Raw genomic sequence first — 19,232 nt, 5'->3', positions numbered from 1 at the left:
TGATGGCTGAATGGCAAAAATTAAGGTTGAATGGTTCTCCCCCCAGAATGAAGGAGTAGGCATCACGTGAGCGTCCGAAGAGGATGAGGTGCTATTTGCTTAAAATAAGCCGTTGTTTCAGGTCCTTGGCGTTGTATCGACTGACCAGCACCTCGCTGCCGCCATTATCGTTCATTACCAGTTTACAGCTACCGTTGAACCAGGGGATGATCTCGATGATGCAGTTCAGATTGACCAGGGAGTTGCGGTGGACCCTGACGAAGGAGTACGGTTCCAAGACGTTTTCCAGGGTATTGAGGGTACTCTTCGAGGTAAAGACGCCGTCCGTCGTATGGACCAGGGCCTCCCCCTCCGTGGCCCGTATGAAGACGATGCTCTCGGGCGGCACGGGAATCATCTTGCCCCCCTTATGCACGATGATCCGCTTGATATCGGGTTTCTCGGGACTGTGGGCTATCTCCTGGGGAGCGAGGGGTTTCCGTGCCTTCACCTGGGTGTCGAGGGCCTTGCCGGCCTTGTGGATGGACTTGGCCACCCGCTCCAGGGTGAACGGCTTGAGGATATAATCGAAGGCATCCACGTTAAAGGCTTGAACGGCAAACTGCTCGAAGGCGGTGGCGAAGACGACCAGCGGCTTGTCGGGCAACTCCCTGATGACCTGGGCCAATTCGATCCCGCTCAGGCCGGGCAGTTGAATGTCCAGGAATACCAGTTGGGGCTTGGTCTCCCGAATCCCCTGCAACCCCTGGGAAGGGTTGGACGCCTCACCGAGCACGTCCACATCGCCCACCTGCTCGAGCAGGTAGCGCAACTCCCTGCGGGCCGGCGCCTCATCGTCGATGATAAAGACAGTAATCGTCATGCGTTCACCGGCACCCGGAAGTAAACCGTGGTACCCTCACCCGGCTCGCTCTCGATCTTCAAACCATTCTCCTTGCCGTACAGGGTTGCCAGGCGGCTGTTGACGTTTCTGAGCGCCAGCCCCAGCCCGCCGCCCTCATGGGGCACAACCGCCTCCGACAGCAGGCTGCGGATACGCTCCCGGGACATGCCCACGCCGTTGTCCCTGATAGAGATGAGCAGACCGCCCGTCCCCCTTCTGGCTCCGATATGGATCACGCCGCCTCCCTCCTTCGGCAGGATGCCGTGGCGCACGCCGTTTTCCACCAAGGGCTGCAGGATCAGCGAGGGGACGTTGCACGACAGGGCCTCGTCGTCGATCTCGTAGACGATGGAGAGCCGCTCCTCGAACCGAGCCTTTTCGATGGCGATATAGGCCTCGCAATGTTCCAGCTCGACCGACAGCGGCACCTTGTTGGCCGTGGGGCTGATATTTTTGCGGAAAAACTCGGCCAGCTTCACCAGCAGGCAGGAGGCGGTCTGGGGATCGGTCCGGGTATAACTGATGATCGTGGAGATGGCGTTGAACAGGAAGTGGGGATTGATCTGGGCTTGCAGGGCCTTGATCTCGGCCTCGGCCACCAGCTTGCGCTGGAGTTCGATCTCGCCCAGTTCGAGCTGGTTGGAGAACAGGTGGGCAAGGCCGTTGGCCAACTCAACGTCCAGCCGGCTGATGGCGTGCTCCTTCTGGCGGTACAACTCCATGACCCCCACGGTCTTGTCCCATTTTTTGAGCGGCACCACGATGGCCGAACCGAGCCGGCCTACCAGACTGGCGCAGCCGATGGCGTCTTTCGTGGGCGCGATCACGACCGTGCCCGTTTCAAAGGCGCGGCGCGCGGCAGGCGGCAGGGAATGCCCGCCCGGCGTGTGCTGGTCGCCATCCATCCCTTCATGGGCCAGTATTTCATTCTCGCTGGAGATGGATACCGCATCCAGGCCGGTCATCTCCCGGATAATGTGCGACGCCTCCATGGCCGAGTCGCGGTTCAGCCCGTGGCGCAGATGGGGCAGGGTCCTGAAGGCGATATTGAGCGTGGTCTGCGCCTGTTGCGCCATGGCCCGCTCCTGCTCGCGGGCGACGGATGCGAGCACCTCCACGAGCACCGCGATGCCGAAGGCGTTGGAGAGTATGCTGGGGAGGCCTATGGCATGCACCACGCTCAGGGCAGCCTCCTGGGGATGGGCCAGGAGCAGGATCAGCCCCATCTTGATCGACTCGGCCACGATACCGATAAAAAAGGCCATCAACGAGTCGAAGGCCCTCCGGTGCAGCCTGCGGTAGAGAAGACCGGCCACAACCCCCGCCAAGGGCGTCGCAACGGCGCAGGATACGGAGGTCACCCCGCCGATGTCGTAGAAGTAGCGGTGCGCTCCTGCTATAATGCCGGCGGACAGACCTACCAGGGGCCCCCCCAGGATGCCGCCGATGGCGACCGGAACCGTGCGCAGATTGGCGATCGCCCCATGCACCGGAAAGCCGTAGTAGGTTGCAAAAATACCGGCTGCCCCGAAATAAACGGCATGGAATAGTTTCTCGCGGCTGCCCGCCGTGGCGACCTTGCCGGTCAAGAGCCGTCGGAACAGTTCGAACCTCATCATGAGGAAGAAGAGAACCGCTAGAATCCCCAATCGTTCGAAGAGATCAAGGGACAGGCCGACCATTTCATCCATAGAACCACCGAAGAGCCCAATGCTGGTATTCCGTACAAAACCGATTGACTTATAGCACAAATCCTGGTGCCGCAGCGAGTAAAAAGCCTGCCGGGGCAGACCGGCTGCCCCCCTGACACCCCGCGCATCCTGCGTTTCGCGCCTCCGGGGTACCACCATGGGGGCTCCAGGTTCGCGTACCAGCCTTGTCCGACAATTGACCAGGGAACCGTCAACATAGCCGATGGTTCAGGGCCTTCGCATGCCCACCATTGCGGCATACTCGTCCGGCGTATTCACGTTACAAAACGAGAGTTCTGCGCCGGGGATGGAGGCGAGTTCCTCTGGTGTGACATATCGCGTCTTTACACGATCCAGCAGGATCAGGAGCTGCCGGTCGCCCTGGCGGATGACCTGCTCAACCTCCGCCAGGCAGCGCCGCCCGTACAGGGCGTGCAATGGCTCCTTGCCCCCCTCGCTGATCGGCACCACCGCATCATACCCTGCGGAAACGGCGGACAACAGGCGTATCACATCCGGGTTGATGAAGGGTGCGTCGCAAGCCGTGACGAAAATCCATTCCTCGGAACTGGCCGCAAGGCCGGCATGCAGGCCGGCAATGGAGCCAAAGCCGGGATAAATATCCGCCACCGTGCGGCACGGCAGAAAGGCATACGCCTCCGGCGTATTGGTAACCAGCACCACATCCCGGAAGAGCTGGGTCATGGTGCGATGAATCTTCTCGATCAGCGGCATGCCGTCCACCATCAGCAGGGCCTTGTTTCTGCCCATGCGGCTGGATGCTCCGCCAGCAAGGATCACACCGGTTATGCCGTCGAGCGGCCCTCGGGTTTCCTGCATGGGGGGGGATCTATCCATTATGTCTCCTGACGGCCCGGGCACCACAACCGAGGGTTTGGCGCGGCACGGGAAATCTGCCTATTTGTTCACCCAAGCCGGTGCATAATAGCCTATTTGGTTCTTCGTTTCTCTCTAAAAATAGGGTGCGTGATCAACGTCGTTTCGGAAAACAAGGATGTGCCTTTTAAAACGAAAGAACCCGGCAAACTGAGCCGGGTTCTTTCGTGCAATGTATATCTGCCGTCAAGGCAGTTTGTAGATGTGCAGTGCCGCCCTACGGCCTTCACCTCCGATTTTGCGTACATCCTGACGCGGGAAAGCAGGCTGAAGCCGCTATTGACCGGGATCACGATCTCCCCATTTTCATTCACCACGATACGGGCCGGGATGTAGGCAGGGAGGCTCTCCCCACCACTCTGGACCTCCTCGGTCACCTCCAGGTAGGATTCGCTTCCCCCATCTTATCCACGCGGCTTCCGTTCGCCACCCTATCCCGGCCAGAGTTGCAAAACCGGCATCAATGCGAAAATTTCCCGCCGCAATCACTCTCGTCACCGCGGATCTTTTCCACGGCGTGGCCGACAACCGGCCAGACCGCCTCCAGATTTTCCCGAGCTCCCTTGGGGCTGCCCGGCAGATTGATGATCAGCGTCTGGCCGCGGATTCCTGCCATCGCCCGGGACAGCGATGCCATAGGCGTCTTCTCCAGGCTCCTCAGGCGCATCAATTCGCCGATGCCCGGAATCTGGCGTTCAACGACCTTCATGGTGGCTTCCGGGGTTACATCCCGCGGCGAGACCCCGGTGCCTCCCGTGGTCAGGATCAGATCGGCCGTGTCGGCATCGGCCCATGCACTCAGCACGGCCACGATCCGGTCAAAATCGTCGGGGATGACCTCGGTCTGCACCGTCGCTACCCCCCGCTCCTCCAGCCACGCGGCCAGCGCCGGGCCGCTCTCGTCAATGCGCTCGCCCCGCGATCCCTTGTCGCTCAAGGTCAGAATGGCCGCTCTCATTGTCCTGCCTCCCGGCGGTACACGCCACTCTTGCCGCCTTCCTTGTACAGGAGCCGGATGTCGCCGATGCTGATGGATTTGTCGCTTCCCTTGCACATATCGTAGATGGTCAAGGCGGCCACGGCCGCGCCGGTCATGGCCTCCATCTCGACGCCGGTGCGCTCGAAGGCGCGGACGGTGCACTGCACCACGATCTTGCCTGCAGCACTGTCCTGCTCAAATTCCACCGCCACGGAATGGAGGGAGAGCGGGTGGGAAAGCGGGATCAGGTCCGGTGTCCGCTTTGCCGCCATAATTCCGGCCAGCCGTGCAACGCCCAGCACATCGCCCTTGGCTATCGCACTGTTTTGGATGGCGGCCAGCACCTTGCCGGACATATGCACCTCCGCCGCGGCCGTGGCCGTTCGCAACGTTTCCTGCTTGCCGCTCACATCCACCATGATGGCATTGCCGCGATCATCGAAATGGTTGAAATTCATGGTCCTCACCTGTGTGCTTGAATTTTAGACATCAAAAACGTCGAGCCGTGGCCAGCTTGATTGCAAGGCCCGCAAAGATGGTGCCTGCAACGCGGTTTAGAAGCAGTTGCGCCCGGGCGGACTGTCTGAGTTTGTCTCCCAGCGCCCCGGCCAGGAGGCTGACCGCCCCGAACACCAGAATGGTGGCAACGATGAACAAGCAGCCCAGCAGCAGGAACTGCATAGTCAGAGGTCCCCTGCGCGGGTCGACGAACTGGGGGAGAAACGCCAGAAAGAAGATGGATACCTTGGGGTTGGTGACATTCATGATGATGCCGCGCCGGAAGAGCTTGCCCGGGCTCAACCGATCCACCCGGTTTGCCGGCCCGGCCAGGGCGTTGGCCCGGAACGACTGCCAGGCCAGGAAGAGCAGGTATCCGGCGCCGGCAAATTTCAGAAGAGTGAAGGCGGTGGCGGATGCCGCAAAAACCGCCGCCAGTCCGAAGGTGACCGCGGTGGTATGAACCACCAGCCCGCCGCAGAGCCCGAGCGTAACCAGAAACCCGGCCTTTGCCCCTTGCTGTGCCGCCTGCGCCAGGACAAACAGGTTATCCGGTCCGGGCGACAGTGACAGGAGAAGCGATGTTGTGAAAAAGAGCAACAGCATATTTGCTTCAATCATGGGACACTCTCTCTTGCCGGCCCTTGTACTAGAGGCCGATGATGCTGTCGGACTTTCCAGTTTTTTTTGAAAAATGACTTCCAAGTTTATATTCAGTCCGACAGACTCCTCGTTGAGGTTGCAGGCGAAATGCGCACCCAAAACGAGTAAAAACGCAAGCGTAAAACTTGCTGTTCTTCATGATCAAGAGGCATGCTGCTGGTCAAGGTTATGCTCCTTGTCGCGGGGCAGGATGAGGTTCAGCAGGATCGCGGCGATACCGCACAGGCTGACCCCGTGCAGGCTGAGACCGCCAAACTGGAGCGTCAGGCCGCCGATGCCGAATACCAGCACCAGCGAAACGATGATGAGGTTGCGCGGGTGGTGCATATCGACCCGGGCATGGATCAGCGTATTGAGGCCCACGGAGGCGATGCTCCCGAACAGCAGCATCATGATGCCGCCCATGACCGGAGCGGGAATGGATTGCAGGATGGCGTTGAACTTGCCGAAAAAGGCCATCAGGATGGCGAAGCAGGCGGCCCAGGTCATGATGGCCGGGTTGTAGTTGCGGGTGATCATTACCGCCCCGGTCACCTCGGCATAGGTAGTCACCGGCGGCCCACCGATCATGGCGGCGCAGCAGACCGCCAGGCCGTCGCCCAGCATGGTGCGGTGCAGGCCGGGTCGCTCCGTGTAGTCGTGTCCCGTAACGGCCCCGATGGCGACGATGTCCCCCACGTGCTCAATGGCGGGGGCCAGGGCGACCGGGATCATGAACAACACTGCGGACCAGTTCCATTGGGGGGCCACCAGATGGGGAAGGGCGATCCAGGGGGCGGCGGCGATCTTGCCGAAATCCACCAGCCCCAGGGAGACGGAAATGCCATACCCCACCGCCACGCCGGAGAGGATCGGCAGGAGGCGGAAGATGCCCTTGGCCTTGGTCGCCACCAGTGCGGTGGTGGCCAGGGAGGCACCCGCGATCAGGAGGGCGGTGGTGTACTCCACCAGCACCGCCTTGCCGTCGCCGGTCTTGCCCATGGCCATGTTCACCGCCACGCTGGCCAACCCCAGGCCGATGATCATGATGATCGGCCCCACCACCACCGGGGGCATGATCTTATGGATGAAACCGACCCCCTTGAGGTAGATGACGGCACTCAAGGCCAGATACAGCCAGCCGGCGGCAAAGAGCCCGCAGAGCGTCGCGGGGAAGCCCCAGGTCTGGGTGCTGTAGATGATTGGGGCGATGAAGGCAAAGGACGAGCCGAGATAGATGGGGACCGTGCGCTTGGTGCAGGCCTGGAAGATCAGCGTGCCGATGCCGGAGCCCAGCAGGGCCATGCTGGGGCTCATCCCGGTAAGGATCGGCACCAGCACCAGGGCGCCGAAGGCGACGAAGAGGATTTGGGCGCCGGCCAGCGCCTGGCGCCAGACCGGCTCGGGGGAATGGGACATACGGCATACTCCTTGTGGCGGGATAGAGAGAATGAACGAGGTGGCTGTTACTTCGTGCCGAAGATCTTGTCGCCGGCGTCCCCCAGCCCGGGCAGGATATAACCGTTCTGGTTGAGCCGCTCGTCGATGGCCGCCACATAGACATCCACTTCGGGGTGAGCCGCCGAGATACGGGCGAGCCCTTCCGGCGCCGCCACCAGCGAGAGCACGCGGATCTGCCGGCAGCCATTGTTCTTCAGCATGATGATGGTGGCGTCCAGGGAGCCGCCGGTGGCCAGCATGGGATCGATGATCAGGGCCAAACGCTCATCCAGCCGACCGACGAACTTTTCATAATAGGTATGGGCCTCAAGGGTTTCCTCATTGCGGGCAAGCCCCACCACGCTGACCTTGGCGTTGGGGATCATGTCCAGCACCCCGTTGAGCATGCCGATTCCGGCCCGCAGGATAGGCACCACGGTGACCTTTTTCCCCTTGATCTGCTGGATCTGCACCGGGTTGCCATCCCACCCTTCGATGGTCCTGCCCTCCAGAGGGAAGTCGCGACAGGCCTCGTAGGAGAGAAGAGAGGCTATTTCCGCCGTCAGCTCGCGAAACTTTTTGGTGCTGATGCCGGCCTCGCGCATCAGGCCGATCTTGTGTTTCACCATGGGGTGATTGACTTCGTGGACGCTCATAGATAGGTGTTCCTCTGAGATGGAGTTCCCCTAAGGGGTGCCGCGATGATCGGTTACGGCAAATAAGAACAGCAATAATCCACAACCGTTTCCATCCTCATCAGAAACGTGGAGTGGGCGGGCACGTTGAATGCCTGGCCGGCCGAAGCCTTTTTCCACTCCTTTTCACCCTTCACCCGCCATTCCAGGTCGCCGGCCAGGATGTCCATCTCCTCGGCCGCTCCGGTGGAGAATTCGTATTCCCCCGGCTGCATGATCCCCAAGGTTTTTTTGCTGCCGTCGGGGAACAGCACCGTCCTACTGACCACCTTGCCGTTGAAATAGATATTGGCCTTTTTGACTACCGAGACGTTCGAGAACTGCGACATGTACACCCCCTTGATTTTTTCGTGGTATTTACTCACAACCTGCCGAGGGACGCAAAGAAAAAAAACGCCCGTTGCAATTTTGCAACAGGCGTTGGTTTTCGATTGCCATGAATCATGGCATCAGCGGGCCATTATCAGAAGGTTCCCCGCAACAACTCGGCCCGCCAGGTGATGGTTGTCTGGCGCGAGGCCGGCGACTCACTGAGATCGGGGAGGACGGTCGGCAGGGCGAACTTTATGCTGCCGTTGTCGATCTGTGCCAGGGAACGGGTCGATTTCACCAAACCATAGGCGGAACCGACCAGAACGCCGGAAGCGGCCCCATAGGCCATGTAATCCAGATGATCGGCCGGTTTCTTGGCAAAGGCCAGCAGGGCGGCGCCCACCAATGCCCCCGCCGCGCCGCCGTAAAAGGCATCCTCGAACACCTCCCGGAAGGCGTTATCACCGGCAAGGGCCGAGGTCGCCGTCGCCAGAACGGTACAGCAGGTGATCAGGGAGATGAGACGCGCCATTGGTTTCATGCATTACCCTCGCTGGGATGGATTTGTCGCCTTGACAAGATGCAAGGATAACGCCAAAGAGTGCCCCCCCTTCCCAGACATCATAAATAGATCGCATTTACGGAATGTTATGCATGTAACAGCGGCATGCAGCAGCAGAGGACCTGGGCAGCACCAACAGCTTAGTGATGCATTTTTGCAACACCGGCTCCGCTATCTGACGCGATAAGCAGCAGCGCCAGGGCCCGTTCCTGCTCATCATTAACGATCTCGCCATCGAGGCGCGCCACCAGCAACCGATCCATGATCGTGCGAAACCGGGGGCCCGGCGCCAATCCCAGGGCCGCCAGCCCGTCCCCATCCAGGGAGCAGCGGACCTGACGCAAATGAGAAACGTACTGGGAGACAAAACGTCTGACCTCTTCGCGGTTGGCGCGCGCGGCCAGGTAGAGGAGCATCTCCAGCGGCAGTCCGTGGAACCAGTCGTAAATCTCGCTGTTACGAACCTCGGGATTGCGGCGCAGGCGGCGTTGGATGGCATCCAGGGTTCCCAGCGCCTGCCGGCGGTGGCTGAATACCTTGGCCGAGATCCGCCCCGGCACCGCCAATCGGCGGCAGGCGTCATGGAACTCGTCGTTGGTGAGCCGATCACCCAGGGCCAGGAAGTAGACCTGCCACTGTTCACAGGCATCCGGCAGATACAACAGGCGGAACCAGGCCAGGACCCGCCCGGTTTCCTCCACGACCCGCCTGATCTCGGGGAGCAACTTGAGGGCGGGATGGACAAACGGCAGCAGGCCGAAGCCGGCCATGCGGACAATGGCCCCCACCGGCTCCTTTTCCCGCAGGATCTGGATCAATTCGTTCAATAGACGCAGGCCACCGACCCTATTGAGGACGTTCATCCGCACCGCGCTGCGGATCAGGTTCTCGGTGTGGGGAGCGATATGAAAACCGAGGCGCTGTTCGAAACGGATCGCCCGGAAAACCCGGGTCGGGTCCTCCACGAAGGAGAGGTTGTGCAGCACCCTGACCAGCCGTTCCTGAAGGTCCTGCTGGCCGCCGTAGTAATCGGTCAGACGACCGAACGACGCCCCGTTGAGGCACACCGCCAGGGTGTTGATGGTGAAATCCCGCCGGTACAGGTCGTGGCGCAATGAGGAGCGTTCCACGGTGGGCAGCACACCGGGGGACTCGTAGTATTCCAGGCGCGTGCTGGCCACGTCGATCTTGGCCCCGTCCGGGAAGATCACCACCGCCGTGTTGAAGGTCCGATGGCTGCGGACCCGGCAACCGTGGCGGGCCGCAAACTGTTCCGCGAAAAAGATGCCGTCCCCCTCCACCGTGACGTCAATATCCAGGTTTGCCACCCCCAGCAGCAGGTCGCGCACGAACCCGCCGATGGCATACACCGCCAGCCCCAATTCGTCACCGACGGTCCCCAGGTCGTGCAGGAGCTTGCCGGCGGCAATGGGAAGCCGCTTGCCCAGCAGGCCGGCTATGGAGCGATTCTTGGGGGAGAAGCCGAGGGCCCCCACATCGTAGAGCGCCCCCGGTTCGCCCCGGCGGCCGCCGTACATATGGCGCAACAGATCGGTGCGCGTCACCGCACCCGCAAGCTCCTCCCCTTTGAAGACCGGCACGAAACGGCGGTTACCCTCCACCATGTATTCCTGGATGTCGGCGATGGGGGTGGTGGGAGCGGCCCGCATGAATTCGGTGTGCATGAAGTCGATGGCCGGGGCGTCTCCCAGATCGTGGTAGAGCGCCTTCTCCACGATCTTGCGGGAGATGATCCCGATCATCCGGCCGGCGGCAATGACCGGCATGGCGTTGCAGTTATAGCGGGTCAGCAGGTCCCGGGCCTCGGCGATGCTGACGCTGTCCGGCATGGTCTTGACCGGCGCGGACATGATATCACCGGCGCAGAACCGGGGACTGACCTCGACCCGCAACTGCTCCTCCAGGCGTTGCAGCACCTGATGCAACGTCTGGTCACGCACCACGGCCGATGCGGCGGTGGCGTGGCCGCCCCCGTGGAAACGGCGCAGGATCTCCCCCACGTTCACCTCCAGGATACGGCTGCGCGCCACCAGGTAAATGCGCCCCTCCATGGCAACCACGACGAAGAGGGTATCCAGATTCTCCATGTCCCGCATCAGGTGCGCCAGGGCGGCGATGTCGCCCACGTACTGATCGCTCGTGGCGTGGGCGATGGAGATATTGACGCCGTTGATGGTTGTAGTCTTGAGCGTGGTCAGTAGCCGTTTCAGGAGCCCCATCTGCTGACTGCTCAACTCCTGGGAGAGGGCCTCGGCCACCACGCTCACCTGCGCGCCCCGCTCCATGAGCCAAGCCGCCACGCGATAGTCGTCCCGCGTGGTCGAGACAAACAGCAGCCGGCCGGTATCCTCGTGGATGCCGAGCATGATCAGGGTGGCCTCTTCCGGCGTGAGTTCAACTGCCTGTTCCATCAAAAGCCCGCCCAAGATGGTGGATGACGAGCCGCAGGGGCGGATCAGGCCGCCGGTCGGCCGGATGCTCTGTTCCGTGATCGGGTGGTGGTCATAGATATGAATCTCAAGGCCGGGACGTTCCAGGAGGCCGCTAAAACGGCCGATGCGCTCACTTTGCTGGCAATCGACGACAATCAGGCGGGTGATGGCGTCCAGGTCGATATCTTTGGCGCGAACCACGCCGGGCAGATACTCGGGCCGGACGGCCAGGAAGTCGCGCACCGCCTTTTCCTGGGAACCGGGAAAGGCGATCAGGGCGCCGGGATAGAGCCGGGCCGCGGCGACCATGGCGCCCAGGCAGTCGAAATCGGCATTGGTGTGGGTGGTTATGACATCCATCAACGCTCCATCTCCCGAAGACGTCGTGCCGTTTCGGGGGTCGTCGTATCATCGTAAGTATACACGCTGTTTATCCAGTTAGACATACTGTTTTGCATGTGCGGCCAATCCGCGGCAAATTCGGTGTGGGCATGCGCAAGACCCGGGAACCGTACGAGTTGAACGCCACCGAGGGACCCGGCGAAGGCGCTGCAAACAGGTTGCTTGAAACGCGGTGTAATGGTATTGTATCGCTCGTTTCGGACCGATCGCAAGGGAGATAGAGTTATGGCGCTTCACGAGAATCTGAAATCATTGGGGGCCGGGGCAACGGCCTACCGCTACGACCGGCCCGACGCCGGGCTTCTGGAATCATTCCCCAGCCCCTTTGCCCAACCGGACATGAACCCGGCCAAGGCCGTGGGCACGCTGCACATCGAATGTCCGGAATTCACCTGCCTCTGCCCCATGACCGGGCAGCCGGACTTCGCCAAGATCGTCATCGACTACCAGCCGGACCGTCTCTGCGTCGAAAGCAAGAGCCTCAAGCTCTACCTGGGCTCCTTCCGCATGCACGGAGAGTTCCACGAGGCCAGCGTCAACCGCATCTGCAACGACCTGGTGGCGCTGCTCGAACCGGTCTGGCTGACGGTGCGGGGCGAGTTCACCCCCCGGGGCGGCATCCCCTTCTGGCCCACGGCCGAGTACCGTAGGTAATAGTGTTAAAACCTGCCACGGAGACGCGGAGTCACAGAGAAAACCTGGAGTAAGGCAAACAAAGAGCAACAATCCTGATCTTAGTTACCCCCATGATGTTATGCTTTTCTCTGTGAACCTCTGTGCCTCCGTGTCTCTGTGGCAGATGTTGATTTTGAAAGACTATTTACAGCAATTAACAAGGAGAATACCATGTTCACCACATCCGATTTCAAAAAAGGGCTCGTCATCCAGCTGGACGGGGCGCCCTGCCTGATCCTCGACGTCACCTTCCAGTCCCCGTCGGCCCGGGGCGCCAACACCATGGTCAAGACCCGCTACCGCAACCTGATCACCTCCCAGGTGCTGGACAAGACCTTCCGTTCCGGCGATAAGGTGGACGAGGCCGACTACGGCCGCAACAAAGGACAATTCCTCTATGCCGACGGCGCAAAAGGGGTCTTCATGGATCTGGGGACCTATGAGCAGTTCGAGGTGGACGAGGAAGCGTTCGAGGCGCTGGCCCCCTTTCTGCTGGAGGGGACCGAGGTGGTGCTGGGGCTCTTCGAGGGGCGGCTGGTCAATGTGGAACTGCCCATGACCGTGGAACTGATTGTCACGGAAACCGCGCCGGTGCTCAAGAACGCCACCGCCACGGCCCAGACCAAAGAGGCGATCCTGGAGACCGGCCTCAAGCTCCAGGTCCCGCCATATCTGGCAACCGGAGAGAAGATCAAGGTGGATACCCGGGACGGCAGATTCATATCACGGGCTTAGCATCGGAAAGATAGCGCCCTGTCAAGCGGCCCCGGAAAATCCCTCAGAGGGATTCCCGTGGCCGTTTTTGCGTTCAAAAGGGGGGTGCCGTTCCGGAAAGCCCAAGAGGCATCCGCAGGCGAGCAGGTAGCAGTAGGAGAGCCCCAGCATGTCGGCCACCCCCCCCATGGTAAGATTCATCCTGATATACTCCCTGTTAAGACGGTGGAGAAACGGCTCGCAATCCTCCCCCATGGCGATGAGCCGTTCGATCTGCCGGCCATCCCTCCTGATGCGGGAGAGCCCCATGCTGCCGCACCGGTGGAGCGTGGTGGTGTCGTCGACGGTCTGCATCAGGCGGGCCAGCATGGCAAACGAGGCAATTTTGGGATGCCCGTGGATTTCCAGGGCCGCAAGGTAGGCCGGGACCGCCTCATCGAAGAGCGCCGGCAGGCCGTTCATGACCTCCCGCACGATCCCTCCCGCACCGTGCAGAGCCCTCTGCTGTTGCCCATGGGTGACCTGTTCCCCCCGGGCGGCAAAGAATTCCCCGGCCAGGGCGGCGATCCGTTCCCGAAAGCTCTGTTCGTCGGCCGATGGGGCATGCCAGGCTGCAACAAGCAGCAGACCGCTCAGAAAGAGATACCCCTTGTGGGTATTGGTGCCCAGGTCTGCCAGCATGGCCTGTTCGGCCCTCCTGCCGATGGCGGCCTGACGGGCAAACTCCTCGCCGGCAGCCAGGGAGCGGCAGAGCTGGTCGAGATAGTCGGCAATGATATGGATCGAACGTTCCATGGTGGCCAGGGACAGGTCGTGGTGGGAGCCGCAGTCATTCAGGTCCACCAGCCCCGGCTTGGGGGTCAGATACAGTTCCATGGCGACCCCCTTGACCAGAAACATGGCCAACAGTTCAATATCTGAAGTGTGCGAGGAGTTCATCAGTCCTTTCCATTAATCTCGTGGATGGTATGCAGCCCGAGCGCCGACGGCAACGAGTTCGCATGTTCTCGAACATGCCGGCCACGTCGTCGCCCCTCCTCGAAGGCAAGGCCGCTCTGCTCGATAAAATGCTGGCCGCCCTGATATCCGCGGTGCAGTTCAGTGCCACAACCATACGGTCGCATCATACCTGGGCGATATTCGTGAGAATAGCAGAATTCCCCAGCCTGTCCAGCTTGGTTGCGGTATACATGGGCATAGTAGGGTATACAAGGAGTGAAGTGATCTCCAACCCGGGCTTTGGAAAATAATGCCCTCATGGATGGAAACCACGATTCAAAAGTTCTTGACACTCCTGGCACACTTCCGTAGTATTAATTCTTCCGGGCCTATAGCTCAGTTGGCTAGAGCCACCGGCTCATAACCGGTTGGTCCCAGGTTCGAGTCCTGGTGGGCCCACCATTTCATTTACAAGGAAAACGCGCCGGATGCCGGCAATACTACGAACGGGACGCCCCGTACCATCAATTTCGCAAGAGTGCACACCGAAGGGTTGCACTCTTTTTGTTTGTACCCGATGAAGACGCCAAAACTCTCCGACATAGTTGGAATCATTAACAAAATAGCTCCTCCCGGTTTGGCGGAATCATGGGATAACTCGGGATTGCAGGTCGGGAACCCGGATGCCGGGATAGAGCGCATCATGATCGCCCTGGACGCCACCCCGGCCGTCATGGAAGCCGCCCGCAACAGTTCCTGCCACCTGCTCGTCACCCACCACCCCCTGCTGTTCAAACCGCTTAAAACCATTTCAACCGCCACCCCCCAGGGAAAACTCGTACACGACGCCATCAGGTCCGATCTGGCGGTCGTCAGCATCCACACCAGCTACGACGTGGCCGAGGGTGGGCTGAACGACCTGTTGGCCGAACGCCTGGGGGTCTCCGCTTGTCGGCCGCTCCAGGCAACTGCCGGGCAGGAGCTGGCCAAGCTGGCGGTCTTCGTGCCGGGCGACCATCTTGAACGGGTCCGCGGGGCGCTCCTTCCCTGGGCCGAAGCCCTGGGCAACTACCGGGACTGTTCCTTCAGCACCCCCGGCGAAGGAACCTTCACCCCCCTGGCCGGCGCTACGCCCTTCATCGGTGCGGTGGGAAGCCGGGAACAGGTTCCCGAACAGCGCCTGGAATTGCTCCTGGACCGACGCAATCTGCCGCGAGTCGTCAAGGCGCTCCTGGCGGCGCACCCATACGAAGAGCCGGCCTTCGACATCTACCCCCTGCTCAACGAGGGCAAACAACTCGGACTGGGCCGGGTAGGCTCCCTGGCGGAGCAGACGACCCTGGCGGACTATGCGGCGCGGATCAGGGAAATGCTGCATGCCCCCGGTCTGCGCTACGTGGGCGACCCAGCGACTGTGATCAAAAAAGTGGCTCTGTGCAGCGGCAGCGGGGCATCGCTCTTGCGCGATGCGGTCCGTTGCGGAGCCGACGTCCTGGTGACGGGCGATGTGAAATACCACGATGCCCGGGATGCGCAGGACCTGGGCATCACCCTGATCGATGCCGGGCATTTCCCCAGCGAGATCATCATGGTAGACGATGTGGCCGAACGCCTGGGCCGCATGCTGTCCGAGGCGGGTTACGAAAACTGCCGGATACTACCCTGCCGTATCGAATCCGACCCATTGAGAGTCTAATTACCATACAACACAAATTTTTGTACCGGGAGGAAACTGATTTTGAAAAAGAGACTTGAGATGTTGGAACAACTTCAGGAGATCGATTACCTGATCGACAACCTGAAAACCACCCAGAGCGGGCTGACGGAAGAGATGAGCGGGATCGAACAGGCCCTGATCGACGCCCGCCAGGAGCTTTCCGGGCTGGAAGGCCGCGTGGTGCTGCTTGAGCAGGAAAAGGAAGAGCTGGAAAGCAGCCAGACCGTCGAACAGGAAAATATCCGGCGCTCCGAAACCAACATGAAAGAGATCAAGACCAACAAGGAATACCAGGCCGTTGGCCGGGAGATCGCCGCCGCCCGCAAGCAGGCCGCCGAGATCGATGAGCAGACATTGCAGAAGGTGAGCCAGATCGAGGAGTTGAACACCGAGATCGCCACACGCAAGGAGACCCTTGCCGAACTGGAGCAGAACACCTCGCAACGCCGCGACGAAAAGCAGGCCGAGATCAGCAAAATCCAGCAGGATATCGATGCCGACGTCGCCCGGCGCGAAGCCATCACCAAGGAGTTGCCGCCCAACCTGGTCAAGCGCTACAACGCCCTGCGCAAGCAGCGTCGCGGACAGGCGGTCGCCGGCGCCCGGGATGGCTATTGCCTGGGCTGCAATATGAATCTTCCTCCCCAACTCTACAATAGCCTCTATAAGGGCGACGAACTTATCAGTTGCCCGCACTGCCAGCGGGTGTTGATCCTGAAGCTGCAACCGGCGGCCCAGTAACCAAGGCGGCGATGTAGCATCAATAAGGGCTTCGTCCACCGCTCACGCGGACTATGGGCGAGGCTGCAGTTTGGTTGAAGCAGGACAGATGGCCGCTCTTTTTCGAAAGGGAGGAAAGTCCGGGCTCCATAGGGCATGACGCTGGATAACGTCCAGCGGGGGCGACCCCAGGGCAGAGTGCCACAGAGAGAAGTCCGCCTGCTCAGGCAGGTAAGGGTGAAAGGGTGAGGTAAGAGCTCACCGGGTCCGACGGCGACGCCGGATGCCAGGTAAACCCCGTCAGGAGCAAGGCCAAATAGGGAGGCGCTAAGGGCTGCCCGCCCATGCCTCCGGGTTGGCTGCTTGAGGCTGCCGGTAACGGCAGTCCCAGATGAATGACCATCGCCCGGTGAGGGGTAACCCGCTCCGGGAACAGAACCCGGCTTATGGACTGCTTCAACCAAAATTTTCACGAGAACCGCCAATGAACGACCAAGAGGCATGGGACCGGGGGGTGCGGCTCATGGAGAAAATCCATGACCGGCTTCCCCACGACCCGCGGCAGCAACTCGAAGCGGTGCTCACAGGCTACCGGCGGCGCAAGGAAGAGATGCTGGCGCTGACCGTTGCCGGCGGCAGCACTGGGATCTGCCGTGCATGCGGCGGACAGTGCTGCCTGAACGGGAAATACCGCTTCAGCGGACTTGACCTGCTGGCCGTGCTTGCGCAGAAGACGCCGTTGCCGGCGCCCGATTTCACCCAGAAACCGCTCTGCCCCTATGGCGATGCCGGCGGGTGCCGCATGCCGGCGCCGGTCCGGCCGCTCGATTGCGTACTGTTCATCTGCGAGGCCATAGCAGATCGCCTGGAAGAGCCGACAACCCACACTCTGGCCCGCCTGGAACAGGAGTTGCGCCAGAGCGTGAAACGGGCGGAGACCCTGCTGGGGCGGCGACTCGGCCAACCGCTCCTGCTGCTGGCCGAACACCCCGACGGCACGGACGTGGCGCGCCGGGACGTTACCAATTAACAAAACAAAGAATCGCGAGGATGCACCATGGTCACCACCCACGATATCGTCCTGATCAACGTTGACAACAAACCGGGCTTCTATGCCCGCATCGAGGAGCTCACCCCCGACGTAAAGCCGGGATGGTGGCAGGTGCGCCTGATGGTGTTCACCTTTCCGCTCCAGATATTTACCTGGATCCTGGACGAATTCCAACTCGACGGCGCCGACTTCACCATGGGGGGCACCCCCATCCGCATGGAACAGGTCGTCCCGCCGGTTGAGCAGGAGCAACTCCAAGAGGAACAGGGCAAAAAGGAACAACAGGAGCGTGCTACGCATAATTCCGGCAACCCCAAGGTCATCTCCCTTTCGGACCGTCGGAAGAAATAACGGTTCCGACATGCCTGAGACTCTCGACCTCCCCCGGAAACGGGGGAGGTCTTTTGTTGAAGAAACCCACTGCAACCTCACGTTTTATCTTGACATACCCCTTGACCGCCGCTATAAATTTCCCATAAGGTGGAAAAAAGTGGAAATTGGTGGTAAATGACCGAGGCAATCGACATATTCGGGGGGGAAACCCCGAGCACCATCGACGGCAAAGGACGGACCTGTATCCCGGTCAAATTCAGGGATGCGCTCGTCGGCCTGTCGGAAGATGCGCGCTTCATCATCACCAAGGCCGCCCCCGTTGACCTGGGTGACGGCACCTTTGGCCGCGGCCTTTCCGTGTATCCCCTGGACGCGTGGTCCGGGATAAAGAAAAAGATCCTTGCCAACGAGGGGGGGTTCACGTCGACGCAGTTGAACAGCATCAAGCGCCAGATCATCAACCCGGCGGAGGAGTGCTGCGCCGACAAGCTCGGACGGGTGCTGATTCCCTCTGCACTGCGGCTGCACGCCGAATTGGAACGGGACATCTGGTTCGTCGGCATGGGACAACGCTTCGATATCTGGAGCAAGGGGACGTATAGCCGCATCAACGCGCAGGACGAGAAAAACTTCCCGCTGGATTCGGAAGCGCTCGCCGCACTAGGCATTTAAGATGACCTCCTTCCATCACCTGTCGGTCATGCCGGACGAGGTCATCGCCCTGCTACAGCCCCGGCCGGGAGGGATCTACCTGGACGGAACCTTGGGGGGCGGCGGGCACACGGCGCTGATCGCCGAACTGTGCGGCCCCGGTAACGGGATGGTGATCGGGATCGACCAGGATCAAGAGGCGCTGGAGGCGGCCGGCCGCAGGCTGGCTGAATTCGGCCCCGCGGTCCGCCTGGTTCACGGCAACTTCGCCGAGCTCGACCGGCATCTGGACGCAATGGGCATTGCCGCCCTGGACGGGTTCATCCTCGATCTGGGGGTTTCCTCCCACCAGTTGGACAGCGGGGCGCGCGGCTTCAGTTTCCAGCAGGACGCTCCGTTGGACATGCGCATGGATGCCGGCGGAGCGGAAACCGCCGCCGACTTGGTGAACGAGTTGCCGGAGCAGGAGTTGGAACGGATCATCCGGGACTATGGCGAGGAGCGCTGGGCCAAGAGGATCGCCGCCTTCATCGTCAAGGCCCGTGGCGAGCAGGCGATACTGACCACGCTGCAGTTGACGGATATCATCAAGGGGGCCATCCCCAAGGCCAAGTGGGAGGAGCGCATCCACCCCGCCACCCGCACCTTTCAGGCCCTGCGGATCGCCGTCAACCGGGAGTTGGAAAGTCTGGAACAGGGGCTGCGCGCCGCCCTCGACCGTTTAAAGCCGGGTGGACGAGCGGCGGTCATCTCGTTCCACTCCCTGGAAGACCGGATCGTCAAACATATCTTCCGGGAGTACGCCACCGGCTGCACCTGCCCGCGCCAGTTCCCGGTCTGCGTCTGCGGACAAAAACCGCGGGTAAGGGTGCTGACCAGCCGTCCGGTCACGGCATCGGAGGCCGAAATCACCCGGAACCCGCGGGCGCGCAGCGCCAAGTTGCGGGGCGCCGAGAAACTGGATTTAAGCGCGTAGTC

At 61.1% G+C, this 19,232-nt stretch carries 21 protein-coding genes, 1 tRNA gene and 1 other RNA gene; 11 read left to right on the top strand and 12 right to left on the bottom strand.

The window, feature by feature from the left end; translation table 11 throughout:
- Positions 1–91: 91 nt before the first annotated feature.
- From F6V25_RS10060 to F6V25_RS10005, 11 genes are all read right to left on the bottom strand, one after another.
- Complete coding sequence (locus F6V25_RS10060) at positions 92–862, bottom strand: LytR/AlgR family response regulator transcription factor (protein WP_151128446.1); 771 nt, start codon at positions 860–862, stop codon at positions 92–94.
- Entirely contained in the window at positions 859–2,574 is a 1,716-nt protein-coding gene (locus F6V25_RS10055; protein WP_246167017.1) for a sensor histidine kinase, read from the bottom strand. Before F6V25_RS10055 ends, F6V25_RS10060 begins: the two co-directional genes overlap by 4 nt.
- A gap of 228 nt (positions 2,575–2,802) precedes the next feature.
- Complete coding sequence (gene mobA / locus F6V25_RS10050) at positions 2,803–3,432, bottom strand: molybdenum cofactor guanylyltransferase (protein ID WP_151128445.1); 630 nt, start codon at positions 3,430–3,432, stop codon at positions 2,803–2,805.
- A gap of 499 nt (positions 3,433–3,931) precedes the next feature.
- Positions 3,932–4,429, bottom strand: a complete 498-nt coding sequence (locus F6V25_RS10040) for a MogA/MoaB family molybdenum cofactor biosynthesis protein (RefSeq protein ID WP_151128444.1) — start codon at positions 4,427–4,429, stop codon at positions 3,932–3,934.
- Positions 4,426–4,908: a cyclic pyranopterin monophosphate synthase MoaC gene (moaC, locus tag F6V25_RS10035; protein ID WP_151128443.1), complete on the bottom strand. Its 483-nt coding sequence runs from the start codon at positions 4,906–4,908 to the stop codon at positions 4,426–4,428. The genes F6V25_RS10040 and moaC overlap by 4 nt, the downstream gene beginning before the upstream one ends.
- A 31-nt stretch (positions 4,909–4,939) precedes the next feature.
- Positions 4,940–5,569 carry a LysE family translocator gene (locus F6V25_RS10030; protein ID WP_151128442.1) on the bottom strand — a complete coding sequence of 210 codons (630 nt, stop codon included), beginning with the start codon at positions 5,567–5,569 and terminating at the stop codon, positions 4,940–4,942.
- A gap of 183 nt (positions 5,570–5,752) precedes the next feature.
- Positions 5,753–7,009, bottom strand: coding sequence for a uracil-xanthine permease family protein (locus tag F6V25_RS10025; protein WP_151128441.1), 1,257 nt, complete (start codon positions 7,007–7,009; stop codon positions 5,753–5,755).
- A 47-nt stretch (positions 7,010–7,056) separates the two neighbouring features.
- Positions 7,057–7,686 carry a uracil phosphoribosyltransferase gene (upp, locus tag F6V25_RS10020; protein WP_151128440.1) on the bottom strand — a complete coding sequence of 210 codons (630 nt, stop codon included), beginning with the start codon at positions 7,684–7,686 and terminating at the stop codon, positions 7,057–7,059.
- A gap of 53 nt (positions 7,687–7,739) precedes the next feature.
- Positions 7,740–8,054, bottom strand: coding sequence for a pyrimidine/purine nucleoside phosphorylase (gene ppnP, locus F6V25_RS10015; protein ID WP_151128439.1), 315 nt, complete (start codon positions 8,052–8,054; stop codon positions 7,740–7,742).
- A gap of 134 nt (positions 8,055–8,188) precedes the next feature.
- Positions 8,189–8,578: a hypothetical protein gene (locus F6V25_RS10010; RefSeq protein WP_151128438.1), complete on the bottom strand. Its 390-nt coding sequence runs from the start codon at positions 8,576–8,578 to the stop codon at positions 8,189–8,191.
- A gap of 161 nt (positions 8,579–8,739) precedes the next feature.
- On the bottom strand, positions 8,740–11,412 hold the full coding sequence (locus tag F6V25_RS10005) for a CBS domain-containing protein (protein ID WP_151128437.1): 2,673 nt from the start codon (positions 11,410–11,412) through the stop codon (positions 8,740–8,742).
- Between the two features lie 267 nt (positions 11,413–11,679).
- Between F6V25_RS10005 and queF the strand changes: the two genes are divergently transcribed.
- Both queF and F6V25_RS09995 read left to right on the top strand, forming a co-directional pair.
- Positions 11,680–12,108, top strand: a complete 429-nt coding sequence (gene queF, locus F6V25_RS10000; RefSeq protein ID WP_149307141.1) for a preQ(1) synthase — start codon at positions 11,680–11,682, stop codon at positions 12,106–12,108.
- A gap of 192 nt (positions 12,109–12,300) precedes the next feature.
- Entirely contained in the window at positions 12,301–12,864 is a 564-nt protein-coding gene (locus tag F6V25_RS09995; protein ID WP_151128436.1) for an elongation factor P, read from the top strand.
- A 21-nt stretch (positions 12,865–12,885) separates the two neighbouring features.
- Here F6V25_RS09995 and F6V25_RS09990 read toward each other — a convergent pair whose 3' ends face one another.
- Positions 12,886–13,782 (bottom strand): triphosphoribosyl-dephospho-CoA synthase, encoded by an 897-nt coding sequence (locus F6V25_RS09990; RefSeq protein WP_151128435.1) that lies wholly within the window; start codon positions 13,780–13,782, stop codon positions 12,886–12,888.
- Between the two features lie 62 nt (positions 13,783–13,844).
- Between F6V25_RS09990 and F6V25_RS09985 the strand changes: the two genes are divergently transcribed.
- The 9 genes from F6V25_RS09985 (at position 13,845) to rsmH (ending at position 19,230) form a co-directional block, all read left to right on the top strand.
- Positions 13,845–14,093 carry a hypothetical protein gene (locus tag F6V25_RS09985; protein ID WP_151128434.1) on the top strand — a complete coding sequence of 83 codons (249 nt, stop codon included), beginning with the start codon at positions 13,845–13,847 and terminating at the stop codon, positions 14,091–14,093.
- A 74-nt stretch (positions 14,094–14,167) separates the two neighbouring features.
- Positions 14,168–14,244: transfer RNA gene (locus F6V25_RS09980), tRNA-Ile, on the top strand.
- A 115-nt stretch (positions 14,245–14,359) separates the two neighbouring features.
- Entirely contained in the window at positions 14,360–15,478 is a 1,119-nt protein-coding gene (locus F6V25_RS09975) for a Nif3-like dinuclear metal center hexameric protein (RefSeq protein ID WP_151128433.1), read from the top strand.
- A gap of 42 nt (positions 15,479–15,520) precedes the next feature.
- Complete coding sequence (locus F6V25_RS09970; protein WP_151128432.1) at positions 15,521–16,240, top strand: zinc ribbon domain-containing protein; 720 nt, start codon at positions 15,521–15,523, stop codon at positions 16,238–16,240.
- 76 nt (positions 16,241–16,316) lie between these two features.
- Positions 16,317–16,681, top strand: an RNA gene (gene rnpB / locus F6V25_RS09965) — RNase P RNA component class A.
- 22 nt (positions 16,682–16,703) lie between these two features.
- On the top strand, positions 16,704–17,249 hold the full coding sequence (locus F6V25_RS09960; protein ID WP_151128431.1) for a hypothetical protein: 546 nt from the start codon (positions 16,704–16,706) through the stop codon (positions 17,247–17,249).
- 27 nt (positions 17,250–17,276) lie between these two features.
- A complete protein-coding gene (locus tag F6V25_RS09955) occupies positions 17,277–17,621 on the top strand; it encodes a hypothetical protein (protein WP_151128430.1) in 345 nt (114 codons plus the stop codon).
- Positions 17,622–17,795: 174 nt separating this feature from the next.
- Positions 17,796–18,275 carry a division/cell wall cluster transcriptional repressor MraZ gene (gene mraZ / locus F6V25_RS09950; RefSeq protein WP_420849973.1) on the top strand — a complete coding sequence of 160 codons (480 nt, stop codon included), beginning with the start codon at positions 17,796–17,798 and terminating at the stop codon, positions 18,273–18,275.
- 1 nt (position 18,276) lies between these two features.
- The gene (rsmH, locus tag F6V25_RS09945) at positions 18,277–19,230 is read left to right on the top strand and encodes a 16S rRNA (cytosine(1402)-N(4))-methyltransferase RsmH (protein WP_151128428.1); all 954 of its coding nucleotides are present in this window, start codon (positions 18,277–18,279) and stop codon (positions 19,228–19,230) included.
- Positions 19,231–19,232: the final 2 nt, after the last annotated feature.

It is taken from the genome of Oryzomonas japonica, from assembly GCF_008802365.1.
GTDB classification, from domain to species: Bacteria; Desulfobacterota; Desulfuromonadia; order Geobacterales; family Pseudopelobacteraceae; genus Oryzomonas; species Oryzomonas japonica.
The sequence above is the reverse complement of the archived record's forward strand: the minus strand, read 5'-3'. Positions and strand labels throughout refer to the sequence as shown.